General features: G+C 75.0%; 12 protein-coding genes and 1 riboswitch. Of the genes, 5 read left to right on the plus strand and 7 right to left on the minus strand.

Annotated elements, in window-relative coordinates; genetic code table 11:
- Positions 1 to 5: 5 nt before the first annotated feature.
- Together QCD66_RS17050 and QCD66_RS17055 are read right to left on the minus strand one after the other, a co-directional pair.
- Positions 6 to 1,067 carry a UbiA family prenyltransferase gene (locus tag QCD66_RS17050; RefSeq protein ID WP_375736150.1) on the minus strand — a complete coding sequence of 354 codons (1,062 nt, stop codon included), beginning with the start codon at positions 1,065 to 1,067 and terminating at the stop codon, positions 6 to 8.
- Complete coding sequence (locus QCD66_RS17055; protein ID WP_407567199.1) at positions 1,064 to 1,957, minus strand: polyprenyl synthetase family protein; 894 nt, start codon at positions 1,955 to 1,957, stop codon at positions 1,064 to 1,066. The genes QCD66_RS17050 and QCD66_RS17055 overlap by 4 nt, the downstream gene beginning before the upstream one ends.
- Positions 1,958 to 2,444: 487 nt before the next feature.
- Between QCD66_RS17055 and QCD66_RS17060 the strand changes: the two genes are divergently transcribed.
- On the plus strand, positions 2,445 to 6,545 hold the full coding sequence (locus QCD66_RS17060) for an amino acid adenylation domain-containing protein (RefSeq protein ID WP_407567200.1): 4,101 nt from the start codon (positions 2,445 to 2,447) through the stop codon (positions 6,543 to 6,545).
- 91 nt (positions 6,546 to 6,636) lie between these two features.
- Positions 6,637 to 6,882 carry a hypothetical protein gene (locus QCD66_RS17065; RefSeq protein WP_357534326.1) on the plus strand — a complete coding sequence of 82 codons (246 nt, stop codon included), beginning with the start codon at positions 6,637 to 6,639 and terminating at the stop codon, positions 6,880 to 6,882.
- 62 nt (positions 6,883 to 6,944) lie between these two features.
- Here QCD66_RS17065 and QCD66_RS17070 read toward each other — a convergent pair whose 3' ends face one another.
- Genes QCD66_RS17070 through QCD66_RS17080 form a run of 3 tightly spaced genes read right to left on the minus strand, consistent with a single transcriptional unit; the run spans position 6,945 to position 9,650 of the window.
- Positions 6,945 to 8,186 carry a glycosyltransferase gene (locus tag QCD66_RS17070; protein WP_375736147.1) on the minus strand — a complete coding sequence of 414 codons (1,242 nt, stop codon included), beginning with the start codon at positions 8,184 to 8,186 and terminating at the stop codon, positions 6,945 to 6,947.
- Positions 8,187 to 8,190: 4 nt separating this feature from the next.
- Positions 8,191 to 9,264: a methyltransferase gene (locus QCD66_RS17075; RefSeq protein WP_407567201.1), complete on the minus strand. Its 1,074-nt coding sequence runs from the start codon at positions 9,262 to 9,264 to the stop codon at positions 8,191 to 8,193.
- Complete coding sequence (locus tag QCD66_RS17080) at positions 9,261 to 9,650, minus strand: VOC family protein (RefSeq protein ID WP_407567202.1); 390 nt, start codon at positions 9,648 to 9,650, stop codon at positions 9,261 to 9,263. The genes QCD66_RS17075 and QCD66_RS17080 overlap by 4 nt, the downstream gene beginning before the upstream one ends.
- A gap of 216 nt (positions 9,651 to 9,866) precedes the next feature.
- On the opposite strand from QCD66_RS17080, the gene QCD66_RS17085 reads away from it, so the two are divergent.
- Together QCD66_RS17085 and QCD66_RS17090 are read left to right on the plus strand one after the other, a co-directional pair.
- Positions 9,867 to 10,730, plus strand: coding sequence for a TauD/TfdA family dioxygenase (locus QCD66_RS17085; RefSeq protein WP_364219649.1), 864 nt, complete (start codon positions 9,867 to 9,869; stop codon positions 10,728 to 10,730).
- A gap of 45 nt (positions 10,731 to 10,775) precedes the next feature.
- Positions 10,776 to 11,984, plus strand: coding sequence for a glycosyltransferase (locus QCD66_RS17090; protein ID WP_364219652.1), 1,209 nt, complete (start codon positions 10,776 to 10,778; stop codon positions 11,982 to 11,984).
- On the opposite strand, the gene QCD66_RS17095 is transcribed toward QCD66_RS17090, so the two are convergent.
- Positions 11,947 to 13,122, minus strand: a complete 1,176-nt coding sequence (locus QCD66_RS17095) for a cytochrome P450 (RefSeq protein ID WP_364219655.1) — start codon at positions 13,120 to 13,122, stop codon at positions 11,947 to 11,949. The two genes, QCD66_RS17090 and QCD66_RS17095, sit on opposite strands and share 38 nt — an antisense overlap.
- A gap of 142 nt (positions 13,123 to 13,264) precedes the next feature.
- Here QCD66_RS17095 and QCD66_RS17100 point away from each other — a divergent pair, with 142 nt between their 5' ends.
- Entirely contained in the window at positions 13,265 to 14,395 is a 1,131-nt protein-coding gene (locus QCD66_RS17100; protein ID WP_375736145.1) for an aromatic acid exporter family protein, read from the plus strand.
- Positions 14,396 to 14,470: 75 nt separating this feature from the next.
- On the opposite strand, the gene QCD66_RS17105 is transcribed toward QCD66_RS17100, so the two are convergent.
- Positions 14,471 to 15,145 (minus strand): DUF1986 domain-containing protein, encoded by a 675-nt coding sequence (locus tag QCD66_RS17105; RefSeq protein ID WP_375736144.1) that lies wholly within the window; start codon positions 15,143 to 15,145, stop codon positions 14,471 to 14,473.
- 273 nt (positions 15,146 to 15,418) lie between these two features.
- Positions 15,419 to 15,489: riboswitch (guanidine-III (ykkC-III) riboswitch) on the plus strand.
- Positions 15,490 to 15,566: the final 77 nt, after the last annotated feature.

The raw sequence follows: 15,566 nt of genomic DNA on the forward strand, positions 1-15,566 counted from the left end.
TCCCTTCAGGACGGATCGGACGTGGCCTGCCCGGCGGGCGGGGCACCGGTGGACGGGCCGGTGGCCCCGGCCGGGGGAGCGGGCGGGCCGAGTTCGTAGGCGGCCCGCATCCGGGCCTGGGTCCACCAGCTCACGGTCAGCGCCGGTACGACCAGCACGACGGCGGGCAGGAGCCCGAAGCCGAGCCCGATGGCCGCCCCGGCGAAGCCGATCCGTTCCAGGACGAGCAGTTCGTGGGCCCGCAACGCGGTCCGTATCGAAAGCTGGTCGCGGCGCGGCAGCAGGGTCGCGAAGGCGGCGAACCCGACGGCGGCGGTCAGGGCGAGCAGCACCAGGTAGCCGCCCCGCCCGCCGGTCAGCGGCGAGTCGACCGGCCGGACCAGTCCGCCGACCGCGGCGGCGGCCACGGCGGCGAGGTAGAACAGCAGGGCGATGCCGGCCGCGATCCGGTCGCCGTGCCGCACCGGTACGGTCCGGTAGCCGCCGGCCCGGTCGCCGGCCACGTCGCGGATCGTGCCGACCAGGTTCGACGCGGTGTCGTGCGCCCAGAACGCGACGGCGAAGGCGACCAGCGGCCACCCGCCGACCGGGGCGACGACCAGCGCGCCGTAGAGCATGGCGAGGGTGCCGAGCGCCCCACGGGCGAGGTTGCCGGACAGCCCGCGGGCCTTCAGCCCCTTGCCGTACGCGACGATCCCGATCGCGGCGAGCACGGCGACCAGGCCGGTGCCGAGGCCGCCGGCGATCGCCAGTGCCCCGACCCCGACGAAGCACGCCACGCCGCAGCCGAGCGCCGCCTGCGGGCGCAGCCGCCCGGACGGGATCGGCCGGTGCGCCTTGCTGATCGCGTCGAGCCGCCGGTCGAAGTAGTCGCCGAGGTAGTGTCCGCCGATCCAGCCGATGGTGGGGGTCGCCCAGGCGGCGAGCAGCCGCCACCAGTCCCGGTCGCCACCGCCGAGGCCGGCGCCGGCGAGGCCGAGCAGGCCGACGTACCACAGCGTGTAGGGGCGCCAGGTCTGCACGTGGGCGATCAGGGTGGTGTGCCGGCGCCCCGCGACGGCCGTCATCCGGGCACCGCGGCCCAGCCGGCGATGGCGGCCAGCGTGTCCCGGGCCGCCGACTCGTCGAGTGTGGACAGTCGCCGGTGGGCCCGGCCGGCGTGTTCGGCGGCCACGTCCCGGGCGGCGGCCAGCGCCCCGGTGGCGCGCACGATGTCGCGCACCCCGGCCAGCGCCGCCGGGTCGGCGCAGCCCCGGCTCAGTGCCTCGGCGAGCTGCCGGCGTTGGGCCGGCCCGCCGGCCCGGTGGGCGAGCAGCACCGGCAGCGTCGGCCGGCCGTTGGCCAGGTCGCTGGTGGTCGACTTGCCGATCGTCGCCGCGTCGGAGGTGTAGGCCAGCAGGTCGTCGCGGATCTGGAAGGCGATCCCGACGCTCTCGCCGTAGCCGGCGAGCAGCCGGGCCCGCTCGGCGTCCGCGCCGCCGAGCAGGGCGCCGATCTGGCACACCGCCCGGAACAGCGCGCCGGTCTTGAGCCGGACCATCTCCAGGTATTCCGTCGCGGCACCGGCCGGGTCGCCGGCCAGTCCGGCCTCGAGCACCTGGCCGCGGCACAGGTCGGAACCCGCCCCGGCGAGCGCGTCGACGGCGGCGACGATCCGGTCGGCCGGCACCCCGCCGGCCCGGCACTCCACGATCGCGGTGAAGGCGGTGAAGATCAGCGCGTCGCCGGTGACGATGGCGTCCGGGGTGCCGTACGCCGCCGACACGGTCGGCCGTCCCCGCCGGGTCGCGTCGCCATCGATGATGTCGTCGTGGACCAGCGTCGCGACGTGCAGGTATTCCAGCCCCAGCGCGGCCGGCAGCACCGGCTCCGGGCGGCCGCCGGCGGCGACGGCCGACTCCAACGCCATGATCGGCCGGATCAGCTTTCCGGCGGGCAGCAGCGCGTGACGCACCATCGTGGACAGGCGGTCGGCCGATTCCGGCCACCTTTGCCCGAGCCGGTCACGTAAAAGGCGGCCGCTGTGGCTGGCGGACAGCTTCCCCGTGAAGTCGAGCGGATCTGTGCTGGCAACAATGGTCATGACATCAGGCCCCTGCGAGCGGAATTGCCGCTGTCCGAGGAAATATCACCGCGGGATAGGGACGCTACCACCGCCTCATCTGCCGGTAAAGACACTGGTTGATGGGTAACACAGCGTTCATATCCGGCGTCCCCGATCCGGCCCGGTACCGATCCGATGATCACCCAGCGTCGCCGGAAAGTCGGAGTTGGCGGAGAAAAGCCGACAACTAGCATCGACCGTCACCAACCCGCTGTTACCGTCCAGGGTCCGGTTCGACCCCGCCGGTACGGTCCGATCGGGGGCTCGCGGTAGCCGGCAACCTGCTGATAGCGTTGCCGACCATGCCAGCCGGGATGCCGTGCCAGCGAGGTGGATGATCGTGTCGGGCCCGCGTCGGCCACTGTCGGTCGCCCAGTCCAGCGTCTGGTTCGCCCAGCAGTTGGCACCCACCAGCCCGGCCTGGAACATTGGCGGATATCTCGAGATCCACGGTCACCTCGACCGCGCCGCCTTCGAGTGGGCCGCCACCCGGGCCGCCACGGAATTCGAGGCATTGCGCCTGAAATTCGGCGAGGACGGCGGCGAACCGTGGCAGGTGATTTCCGACCGGGCCACCATTGATCTGTCCTACGTAGATGTGCGTAACACCAATGACCCGCAGGTGGCCGCGCATTCGTGGATGGCCGCCGAAATGGCACGCCCGACCGATCTCACCACCGGTCGGCTATTCGGCACCGCACTGATCAGGATCGCCGACGATTTCTTCTACTACTACCAGCGGGCCCACCACGTCATCCTCGACGGCTACGGCACCGCGCTGGTCGCCCGCCGCACCGGCCAGCTCTACACCGCCCGGACCACCGGGGCACCGGCCGGCCCGGCCCCGGCCGGCTCACTGGTCCGGCAACTCGACGACGACGCCGCCTACCGCGACTCCGACCGCCACGCCGAGGACCGCACCTTCTGGACCGGATACCTCGCCGGCCGGCGGGCGCCGGCCAGCCTCGCCGCCCGTACGGCGCCGGCCTCGCCGCTGGCCCACCGGCGGACCCTGCACCTGTCCACGACAGACGTGGAGATGCTGCGCGTCGCCGCCAACCGCGACTCGTGGCCGGCCCTGTTCGTCGCCGCCACCGCCATCCAGCTCTTCCGCACCACCGGCGAACCCGACCTGGTCCTCGGCTTCCCGATGACCGGCCGGTGGGGCCGCAACGCCCGCGAGACCGCCGGCATGATGACCACCGTCCTGCCGCTGCGGCTGCGGCTCACCGGAGCCATGACCGTCGACGAGGTGACCCGGCAGGCCGCCGACCAGATCCGGCTCGTCCTGCGCCACCAGCGCTACCGCCTCGAGGACCTGCGCGCCGACCTGCGACTCACCGCCGACGCCGGCCAACTGCTCGGCCCGTCGGTCAACGTCATGCCGTTCGACAACCGGCCGCTCTTCGGCCCCCACCCGACCCTCGACCGCACCCTCGGCGCCGGCCCCGTCGACGACCTCTCCATCGACGTCTACGGCACCCCCGGCGGCGCCGACCCCAGGATCGACTTCGTCGCCAACCCGGCCCGCTACGACGACACCGAACTCACCGCCGTCCAGGATCGGTTCCGCCGCGTCCTGCACGTCGTCTGCACCCGGCCCGGCCTGCGGCTGCGCGACGTACGGCTGATGCCGGCCGCGGAGCGGGCCGCCGTACTCGCCCGCAGCGCCGGCCCGGCCCACCATGTCCCACCCGGCACCCTGCCGGCCCTGTTCGAGGCGCGGGCGGCGGCCACCCCCGACGCCGTCGCCCTGGTCACCGCGACCGGGGCGGCCGTCCACTACCGCGAACTCGACACCCGCGCCAACCGGCTCGCCCGGGAACTGCTCGCCCGCGGCACCGGCCCGGGCGCCGTCGTCGCCCTCGCCCTGCCCCGCTCGGCCGACCTCGTCGTGGCGATGCTCGCCGTACTCAAGACCGGGGCCGCCTACCTGCCCGTCGACCCCGTCGACCCCGCCGAACGGATCACCTACCTGCTCGGCGACGCCCGGGTCACCCTGCTGCTGACCGGCACCGCCCACCGCGACACGATCCCCGGCGGCCCCGACCCGGCCGGGGTGCTGGTCGTCGACGACCCGGCGACGCTCACGAGCCTCACCGGGCGGTCCGGCACCGCCCTCACCGCCGCCGAGAGGGCCCGGCCGCCGCACGAGCGGGACCCGGCGTACGTCCTCTACACCTCCGGGTCGACCGGCCGGCCGAAGGGCGTCGTCGTCGCGCACCGGGGCCTGGTCAACCACCTCGCCTGGATGCAGGACCGCTACGCCCTGACCCCGCGCGACCGGGTGCTGGTCAAGACGCCGGCCGGCTTCGACGTGTCGGTGTGGGAGTTCTTCTGGCCGCTGCTGGTGGGCGCCACCGCCGTACTGGCCCGCCCGGACGGGCACCGCGACCCCGGCCACCTCGCCGACCTGATCCGCGCCGAGGGGATCACCACCGCCGGCTTCGTGCCGTCGATGCTCCAGCTCTTCCTGCGCGAACCGGCCGCCGCCGGCTGCCGCGACCTGCGCCGGGTGCTGTGCATCGGCGAGGCGCTGCCGGCCGACCTGGTGACCCGGTTCCACCGGGTCCTCGACGCCGAACTGCACAACCTGTACGGCCCGACCGAGGCGTCGGTCGCGGTCAGCGCGGCCCGGTGCGTCCCCGGCCCGGAACCCGTCTCCATCGGCGGGCCGGCGTGGAACACCGCCGCCTACGTCCTCGACCCGTTCCTGCGACTGGCCCCCGACGGCGTACCCGGCGAGCTGTACCTCGCCGGAGTCCAGCTCGCCGACGGCTACCTGCGCCGCCCCGGCCTGACCGCGCAGCGCTTCACCGCCGACCCGTACGGGCCGCCCGGGGCGCGGATGTACCGCACCGGCGACCTGGTGCGGCGCCGCCCCGACGGCGAACTCGTCTACATCGGACGCACCGACGACCAGGTGAAACTGCGCGGCCACCGGATCGAACTCGGCGAGATCGAGGCGGCCCTGGCCGCCGACCCCGACGTCGCCCAGGCGGCGGTCGCCCTGCGCGCCGACACCGCCGGGGACCAGGACCTCGTCGGCTACCTGGTGCCGGCCGCCGGCCGCGACACGGTCGACCCCACGGCCGTACGGGCCCGCCTCGCCGAGACCCTTCCCGCGCACCTGGTGCCGGCGGTGCTCACCGTGCTGGCCGCCCTGCCGCTGACCCCCAACGGCAAGCTCGACCGGCACGCGCTGCCTGACGTCGGGCCGGCCGTGGCCGCCGCCGGCCGGGCCCCCCGCACCCGGCACGAGGTAGTCCTGTGTGGACTCTTCGCCGAGGCGCTGGACCTGCCGATGGTCGGCGTCGACGACAGCTTCTTCGACCTCGGCGGGCACTCGCTGCGGGCCGCCCGGCTGGCCAGCCGGATCCGCACCGTCTTCGGGGTCGGGCTGGACCTGCGCGCGGTCTTCGAGTCGCCCACCGTCGCCGGCCTCGCCGCCCGCCTCGGCACCGACCCGCTCCTCGCCGGTGCCGGTGGCATCAACCCGGCCCTTGCCGGTGCCGGCGGCACCGGCCCGGTCCCCGACGCCCACCGGACACCGGCGACCGCCGGTGGCGGGCCGGCCACCGGATGGGGCGACAGCGCCCTCGACGTCGTCCTGCCGCTGCGCGCCACCGGCACCGCGCCGCCGCTGTTCTGCCTCTACCCGATCACCGGCCTGAGCTGGTGCTACTCGGTCCTGCTGCGGCACGTCGGCACCGACCGGCCGGTCTACGGCATCCAGTCGCCGGCACTCGCCCGCCCCGGCGAGCCGCCCCGCACCATCGAGCAGATGGCCGCCGACTGCGCCGACCACATCCGCTCCGTCCAGCCGACCGGGCCCTACCACCTGCTCGGCTGGTCGCTCGGCGGGCTGCTGGCGTACGCGACCGCCACCGAACTACAGCACCGGGGGGAGGAGGTCGACCTGCTGGCGGTGCTCGACGCCTACCCGCCCGACCCGCACCTGCACAGCCCGGTCGCCGCCGACATCGAGCGGCGGCGGATCCTCAACGTCGTCCTCGCCGACTTCGGCTACGACCCCGCCCTGCTCGACGGCGGCCCGCTCGACCTCGACCGGGTCCTGTCCGTCATCCGGGCCGCCGGCGGTGCCCTCGTCGACTGGTCCGACGAGGCCATCGCCGCCCTGGTCGAGGTCACCACCAACAACCTCGCGGCGGTACGCGCCTTCGACCCCGACCGGTTCCACGGCGACCTGCTCTTCTTCTCCGCGACGCTGACCCGGCCCGAACTGCTGCAGACCGTCGACACCTGGCTGCCGTACGTCGACGGCCGTATCGACAACCGGGACATCGCCTGCCGGCACGAGCGGATGATGCGGCCCGACGCCATCGCCGAGATCGGCCCGATGCTCGCCGACCATCTGGCCGCCCTCCCGTCCCGGACGCCGGCCGCGCTGCCGGCCGCCACCGGTGGCCCGGCCCGCTGACCCGTCGTCGTCCGCCGGTCGGGTTCGGCGCCCGGTCCGGCACCGTGCTTCGGCCCGGGCCGGGCGTGGCCGCGTGCCATAGACTGCCGGCGTGTCTCTCCGCCGACGTTTCGCCGCCGCACTCCTCGGCGTCGCCGTCGCAGCGTCCCTTGTGGGCTGCGCCGACGACAGCGAGGTCGTCACGTTCACCGACGAGCACGGTCGGGTGTGCACCGCCCTGGTCGTGGACGACGGCTCGGACGGCGACCGCGAGCCGACCGCGCTCGACTGCGAATACCCGCCGGCCGGCCGGACCCCCGGCGCGACGACGCAGCAGCCACTGCCCGGAAAGGACTAGCGGCCCCGGCCGCTGTTCGCGCGGCCCGTACTGGCCCCGCCGTGCGACTGTCGTCCACGGGGTCAGCGTCGCACTGTCCCGGTGTTCCGGGCCGGTGCCGACGAGCGGGTGAGGGTCGTCAGGTCGTGGACCAGGCGGGTGAGGTCGGGCAGGGCCCACAACTCGTCGCGTAGGGCGGCGACCCGGCTGCGGTAGCCGGGGTCGGCGAGGACGGCGGAGCAGGCCCGGGCGGTCGCCTCGACCGTCAGGTCCTCGATCGGCAGCGCCCGGCCGAGGCCGAGTTCGGCGACCCGGGCGGCGTTCGCGGGCTGGTCGGCGACGACCGGCAGCGCCACCATCGGCACCCCGGCGGCGACCGCCTCCCGGATCGCGCTGTAGCCGGCGTGGGTGACGAACAGGTCGCACCGGGCGAGCACTTCGGCCTGTGCCACGTACGGCACCACGGTCACGTTCTCCGGCACCGGCCCGATGGCCCCGGCGAGCTGTGCCTGGCCGCCGAGGGTGACCACGGCCCGGCCCGGCAGGGCGCCCAGTGCCCGCACGATGACCGGCAGCAGGTCGGCCATCCCCGGCAGGGTCAGCGCGAGCGAACCCAGGCTGGCCAGCACCAGCGGCCGGTCATGTGCTCCGGCCACACCGGGGTCGCCCGCCGGTGCCGGCTCCTCCCCGGGGACCGGCACCCGGTAGTGCCGGGTGGTCGGCAGCCGCAGGTCGGGCGGATACCAGCGGGGCGGTAGCAGGGCGGCGAGCAGGTGGCGGTGCGGGTGCCGGGGATCGTCGACCGGGGGCAGGCCGAGCGTCACCCGCTGGGCGTTGACGGCGTCGTGGACGACCGGGAGTTCGGTGAGCGCGTACGGGGCGATGTCGACGGTGGCGTGTGGGATGCCGAGCCGCTCGGCGGCGAGATAGCCGCCGAACTCGGCGGGCTCACGCACGATCACGTCAGGGCGCCAGTCCGGGGCCGCCGCCAGCAGGTCGGCGGCGAACCGGCCGGCGACCGGCCCGGCGTACGCCCGGGCGATCTGCCGGGCGACGACCGGCTCGACGGTGCGGCTGCCGGGCGCCATCAGCACCTTCGGCAGCCCGAACTCGTCGGCGAGAGCCGGGTCGGTGCGCAGCTCGGCCAGGCCCGGCACCCGGGGCAGCGGCAGGTGGGCGACGCCGTGCCGGCGCAGGTCGTCGGCCATCGAGCCGGCCGTGGCGACCGCGACCTGATGGCCGGCCGCCGCCGCCGCGCGGGCCAGCGGAACCAGCGCCGGTACCAGGTGGGACGTGATCGGCTGGCAGGTCAGCAGGATCCGCACGCGGTCAGCCGGCGGTGCTCAGGGCCGCCGGGTCACCGGCGTCCGCCCCGCCGCCGCTGGCCGGGGTGGTGGCGCACTCGATCAGGGCCAGACCCCCGCGCCCGTGCAGGACCCGGGTGACGGCCAGGCCGGCGGCGGCGACAAGCGCCTCGAAGTCGGCCAGGGTCCGTTCCCGGCCGCCGACGACGGCCAGCATCTGCAGGTCGAACGGGGACAGGTGGGGCACGTGCGGCTCGGTCGGCAGCACCTCCACGATCAGCACCCGACCGCCGTCGCCGGCCGCCTCCGCGCAGCGGCGCAGGATCGCCGTCGCGTCGCGGTCGTTCCAGTCGGTGATCGCGCGGGCGACCACGTAGACGTCGCCGCCGACCGGCAGCGGGGCGAAGAAGTCGCCGGGGACCACCTCGACCCGGCCGCCGAGGCCGTGACCGGCGAGCCGGCTCGCGGTCGTACCCGCCGGGTCGGGCCGGTCGACCAGCGTGCCGCGCAGGTGGCCGTGGGTCCGCAGGAGTTCGGCCAGCAGCGCGCCACTGCCGCCGCCGACGTCGACGACGTGGCCGACGCCGCTCCAGTCGTAGAGTGCGGCGACCTGCGGGGCGGTCAGGTGGTTCTGGCTCATCATCAGGTTGTCGAAGAACCGGCGGTAGTGCGGTACGGCGTCGAGTTCCTCCCAGAGGCTGCGGCCGTGCACCGCGGCGTACCCGGCCTCGCCGGTGCGTACGGCGTGCAGCAGGCCGATGTAGGCGAGGTCCATCCGGGCGCCGAGCCCCTCGAGGTCGAGGAAGCTCCGCTGCCCGCCGGCGCCGTCCTCGCCCAGCAGCCGCCCGGTCTCGGTCAGCGCGAACACGTCCGGGGCGGGTTCGGTGAACAGTCCGCGGTGCGCCAGGTAGCGCAGCAGCCGGCCGAGGGCGTCGGGGTCGGCGCCGGCCTGCCCGGCGAGCGCGTCGAGGCGGGTGACCCCGGACCCGATCAGGTCGGCCAGGCGCAGCGTCGCCGCGACCCGTACGGCGAACGGGGCGGCCAGGTCGGTGAGCCGGCCGAGCCGTTCCTGCGGCGACGCGGCGCCGTCGGCGGTCACCGGGAGGGCCCCGGCCGGCGCCGGGGAGCGGCGTCGCCGGCCGGGCCTGGTCCGGCGGGGCGGGCGAACGTCCACAGGTGACCGCCGGGGTCGGCGACGGTGAACGTGCCGGCGCCGTCGGGTCCGTCGACGACCGGGGCGCCGGCGGCGACCGCCCGCCCGTGCAGGTCGTCGACGTCGTCGGTGGTGACCAGCAGGCGTACGGCCACATGCGGCGTGCCGGGCCGGCGGGCCTCGACGGCCACCCGGATCCCGCCCGCGGTGACGACGGCCGGGCCGGCGCCGGCCGCGGTGTGCGCCAGCCCGAAGGCCCGGTCCAGCCACCGCAGCGCGGCGTCCGGATCGTCGTAGGGCAGGCACGGGGTCAGGACGGCGTGGCTGATCAACGCGGGGCTTCTCCCGTCAGGAACGCGTCCGTCCGCAACGCGGCAGGATGCGGCGCCAGGACGCGCGGCCGGCAGCAACTGCGATCGATGCTTGCAGCCGCCGCGCGGTGCCGTCAAGGTCGCCGTGGGCGGCCCTTGCGACTCTGGCGTACGGCCGTCCGGCCGTGGAATGATGCGCCCACGGACGGCACCACCACGACGGGTTCGGAGGCGGGAATGTCGAAACCGATGTTCGACGTACGGCCGATCTCCGGCGCGCTCGGTGCCGAGATCCACGGCGTACGGCTGACCGAGCTGACCGACGAGGTCTTCGCCGAGCTGAAGCGGCTGCTGCTGACGTACCAGGTGATCTTCATCGTCGGGCAGGAAGACCTCACCCCGGCGGCGCACGTCGACTTCGGCCACCGGTTCGGCGAGGTCGAGCTGCACCCCTACCTGCCCCGGCTCGACGGGCAGCCGGAGATCGTCATCATCGACTCCGAGCGGGGCGGCAAGGTCGACGTCTGGCACACCGACATGACGTTCCACGCCAACCCGCCGCTGTGCTCGATCCTGCATCTGGTCAAGTGCCCGAGCACCGGCGGCGACACGATGTGGACGAACCAGTATCTGGTCTACGAGCGGCTCTCCGCGCCGATGCGCGAGCTGCTGGACGGGCTCACCGCGGTGCACGCGATCCGCATCGGCGGCAGCGACTTCGCCAGCCGGGCCGAGCACCCGGTGGTCCGGGTGCATCCGGAGACCGGCCGCCGCTCGCTGTATGTCAACCGCCTCTTCACCTCGCACATCCCGCAGTTGACCCGCAACGAGAGCGACGCGCTGCTGCAATACCTCTTCGAGTTCTCCGAGAGCCCGCAGTTCGTCTGCCGCTACCGCTGGCGGGCCGGCGACGTCGCGGTGTGGGACAACCGGGTCACCCAGCACTACGCGGTCAACGACTACGACGAGCCCCGCCGGGGGCAACGGGTCACCGTGCTCGGCGACGCGCCGGCCGGCGGCGAGCCGCGGTGGGAGCACTACCAGGCGCCGCCCGGCCAGCGGTACTGGCCGGCCCGGGTCAACGCCGTTGAGAACTACTGACCACGGCCGGTCGGGGCGGCCCGCCGCGACGGGTGGAGGCCGCCGGTGGCGCTGATCCTGATGGTGATCCACGGCACCGACGGCGACGTGCTCCCGTTCGTCCGGGTCGGCCGGGCGCTGCGCGGCCGTGGGCACGACGTGACGGTGCTGACCCACGCCTACTACCGAAGCGCGGTGCACCGCGCCGGGCTCGGCTTCGTGCCCGTCGACACGGTCGCGGAGTACGAGCGCTACCTCGCCGACGCCGCCGGCCAGTTCGACGAGACCGACATCTCCGAGTTCCGCCGCCACTTCGACCGGACCGGGCTGTTCGACCAGTTCCTGCTGGAGTGCCGGGAGATGCTGCGCCTGCACCGTCCACACCAGACCGTGCTGGTCGGGGCGCCGATCTCCGGGCAGTCGGTGCTCACCGCCGCCGAGGCGCTCGACGCGCCCGCCGTCTGCCTGGCCGCCTCGCCGTTCCAGTTGATGGCGCTGCCCGGCGTCGCCGGCATCTACCGTGAGGTGCTCGCCGACGGTGTCGACACCGCCCGCGCCGGCATCGGGCTCGGCCCGGTCACCGACTGGCCGGCCTGGATGTCGTCGGCCCGGCACTACGTCGGGCTGTGGCCGGCCTGGTTCGACGCCGCCGGCCCGCCCGCCCCGGCCGGCACCGACCTGGCCGGATTCGTGCTCGCCGACGAGGACACCTCCGACGACATCCCGCCGGCGGCCCGCGAACTGCTCGCCGGCGACGTGGCGCCGGTGCTGGTCACCGGCGGCACCGGGCGGCTGCTGCAACGCCGCTTCTACCGCACCGCCGTCGACGCGATCCGCTCGCTCGGGCGGCCGGCCCTGCTCGCCGTCCGGCACGGGGACCTGGTGCCCGACCCGCTGCCGCCGGACGTGCACCGGTTCGTCAAGCTGCCGTTCCGCGCGGTGATGCCCCGGGTCGCCGCGGTGGTGCACCACGGCGGCATCGGCACCCTCGGCCGGGCGCTGGCCGCCGGCACCCCGCAGGTGGCGATGGCCGCCGGGCTGGACCGGCCCGACAACGCCCGCCGGCTGGCCGCGTACGGCGTCGGCCGGTGGCTGCCGGAGGGGGAGTGGACCGCCGACGCCGTGGCGGCGGCGATCCGGGCCGCGATCGACGACCGGCCGCCGGCCGTACCCGATCCGCTCGCGGCGACCTCGGTCGAGCGGGCCGCCGACGCGGTCGAGTCGGTGCTGCCCGACCTCACCAGGCGACCGGAAACTCCGCTATCCCGCAGTTGACCCGCTCCTGCCGCCACGGCAGTTCCTCGAGCGGGACCGCCGGCCGCAGGCCGGGGAACCGGCGCAGCAGGGTGCCGATCGCCACCTCGATCTGCAAACGGCCGAGCGCCGCGCCGAGACAGAAGTGCGGGCCGTGCCCGAAGGCCAGGTGCGGGTTCTGGGCGCGCCCGATGTCGAAGGCGCCGGGGTCGGGGAAGACGTCGGGGTGCCGGTTGGCCGCCCACGGCACCGCCATCACCGTGTCACCGGCCCGGATGAGGTGCCCGGCCAGTTCGACGTCGCCGACCGCGGTCTGCGGCAGGAACATCGGGCTGACCGACGTCCACCGCAGGATCTCGTCGACCGCGGACGGCAGCAGCCCGGGGTCGGCGCGCAGCCGGTCGAGCTGGTCGGGGTGCAGGAAGAGGGCGCGCAGGCCGGCGCTGGTGGAGTTGATCTCCCGTCCGCCGATGAGTACGCCGACCGCCAGCCCGACGATCTCCTCGTCGCTGAGCTCGTCGTCGGCCTGCGCCGCGAGCCACGCCGAGAACAGGTCGTCGCCGGGCCGCTCCCGCTTGGCGGCCAGCCGCCCGGCGAGATATGCGCGCAGTTCGGCGACCGCCCGGACCGCCTCGGGGGAGTCCTGCCCGGCGATGGCCAGGATCGCCGCCGTCCACTCGGCGAACCGGTCGCGGTCGGCCAGCGGCACCCCGAGCACCTCGCAGATGACCCGCACCGGCAGCGGGGCGACAAGGCCGGCGATCAGGTCGGCGGGGCTGCCGCCGGCCACCATCTCGTCGAGCAGGTCGTCGGTGATCTGCTGCACCCGGGGCCGGTACGCCTCGACCCGGCGGGCGGTGAACGCCCGGGCGGCCAGCCGGCGCAGGCTGGTGTGCGCCGGCCCGTTCATGCTCAGCTCCCGGACCGGGCAGCCGCCGTCCCCGCCGCCGGTGGGGTAGGGGTCGCCGTGCCGGGTGAAGCGCGGGTCGGCGAGCACCGTGCAGACCTCGTCGTAGCCGACCACGAGCCAGGCCGGGCGGCCGCCCGGCAGCTCCACCCGGCTCACCGGCTCGGTCCGCACCATCTTGAGCAACTCGTCGGGCAGGTCGCCGTGGAACGGCTCGAAGGGATAGCTGCGCAGCTGTTCACCGGTCGTCATGGATTCCCCTCGAGGCGGCGCCAGGAATTGAAGCATACGATTCCGGTCCGGCCGGCGGGAGCGCCCGTACGGCCGGGTTTGTGATCGGGTTGACACCGGGTATCGGTGCTGGTCGGGGCGCTGTCGGCCGTAGCGTGTCAGGGTGCGTGGGGCTGCTGAGACGAAGGCCGGGCGACGCTGGTCGACCCCGGAGGTGCTGCGTACCCGGGGTGCCCGGGTCTGGACCCACCGGCGGGTGGTGATCCAGGCCGGCTCCGCCGCCGGCCTCGCCTGGTTCCTCGCCCAGTACGTGATGGGGCACGAGATGCCGTTCTTCGCGCCGATCTCGGCGGTGGTGGTGCTCGGTGCCTCGGCCGGCCAGCGGCTGCGCCGCACCGTCGAACTCGTCGTCGGCGTCGCGGTCGGCATCTTCGTCGGCGACCTGCTGATCGTGCTGTTCGGGGCCGGCCCGCTGCAACTGGCGCTGGTGGTCGGCCTGGCCGTCGGGGCGGCGCTGTTCCTCGGCAGCGGTGCCCTGCTGATCAACCAGGCCGCGGCGTCGGCGGTGCTGATCGCCACCCTCTACCCGCCGTCGGGCGGCATCTACTACACCCGCTGGCTCGACGCGCTGATCGGCGGCGCGGTGGCGTTCGGCGTACACGCCCTGCTGCTGCCCGGCGACCCGCTGGCCACGGTCGGCCGGGCGGTCGGGCCGGTGCTCTCCACCCTCGCCGACGCGCTGACCGCGACCGGCCGGGCGCTGCGCGAGGCCGACCCGGCGGCGGCCGACGCCACGCTGGCCGGGCTGCGGGCCACCGAGCCGCTGCTGCAGGAACTGACCGACGCGCTGGCCGGCGCCCGCGAGACGGTCGCGGTGTCACCGATCCGCTGGGGCGACAAGTCGGCGCTCGGCATGTACGTCACCGCCGCCCCGCATCTGGACCACGCGGTACGCAACGCGCGGGTGCTCGCCCGCCGGCAGCGGGCCGCGCTGCGTACCGGCGAGGCGGGGCCGCCGGTGCTGGCCGAGGCACTCGACGAGCTGGCCGCCGCGGTCCGCGCGCTGCACCAGGATCTGGACCGGGGGCGGGACTCGGTGGACGGCCGCCGGCACGCGGTCCGGGCCGCCCGGCTCGCCGGCGAGGTGTACGCCGCCGGGGTGGGCCTGTCGACGGCCGCGATCGCGGCGCAGGTCCGCTCGGTGGCGGTCGACCTGATGCTGGCCTCCGGGCTGGAGGAGTCCGCCGCGCACGCCGCCCTCGAGCGGGGTGCCGGTCCCGCCGACGACGGCTGACCGCCGACCCGCCGGACGCGGCCGTGCCGGCCATCCACAGCGGATGACCGGCACGGCGCGTGGTGGGAAATCGGATCAGACGCCGGAGATCGAGGTGATCCAGGCCCGGCTGGCCGCCACCGAGGCGTAGTTCTGGTAGGTGCTGCCGTTGCCGGTCGAGCAGACGCCGACCTGCCGGCCGTTGTAGAACTGCGGGCCACCGGAGTCGCCCTGCCAGGCCACGCCGTTGCCGCGGTTGCTGCGGATGGCCGGGCCGCCGTACGCGTCGACGGCGCTGAGCGAGGTGACGCCGACCGTGGCGGTCTTGAGCTGCGGCGACGGGGCGCAGCTGGTGCAGGTGCGGCCCCAGCCGTAGATCTGGTTCGTCGAGCCGACCGGCGGGTTCGCGGTGGCCAGCGTCACCACCGACGGGCTGCTGATCGGGCTGCTCAACCGCAGCAGCGCGATGTCGTACTGGCCGTAGGTGGCCGAGACCGAACGGGTCTGGCCGCCGGAGCCGTAGTAGACGCTGCCGACGCGGACGGACATCGTGCCGCCGACGCAGTGCCGGGCGGTCAGCACCCAGCTGGCGTGGATCAGCGAGCCGGAGCAGGCGAACGAGCCGTTCTGGAACACCGCCGCGGCCCACGGGGCCGACGCGACGGTGCCGCCGCCGATGATCGGCGCGGGCGCGGCGGCCGCGGCGGACGGGGCGACGAGGGCGCCGGTGAGTGCGGTGGCGAGGATCGCCAGGGTCAGTCGGATGCGCAAGACGGGCTCCTTACCGAGGGTTCCACCCGGGGTTCCGGGGCGGTCGGGCCGACGGCGGTACGCACCGGTGTGGTGTGGGCCGCCGTGATCTCACTGCCGGCGTCGGGATGCCTGCCGGCTTGAGGCCTCACGGTAGGAGTGGCCCGTGACATTTACAAGCATCGATAGTGTTGTTTTCGGATGGTGCGGTCCCGCCGCTGCCGGCTTGCGTGCCGGTGTGGTGAGTCCGCCCACCATCGGCCCCCCGGCCACCCCGGTCGGCTAGGGTGGCAAGCGGCGCCCGATCTGGCGGGTCGCCCCGGACGAGCCGCGTGTCGTACCCGGTCGTGCGAAGACGACGCGCAACCCACCATGGCCTCCGTCGCATTTCCCCTTCTCCGCCCCCGCCCGGCCGCCGACGCGTGCCCGGGCCGCGCGGCCG

The sequence above is a fragment of the Polymorphospora sp. A560 genome (assembly GCF_045781765.1).
Lineage (GTDB): Bacteria > Actinomycetota > Actinomycetes > Mycobacteriales > Micromonosporaceae > Polymorphospora > Polymorphospora lycopeni.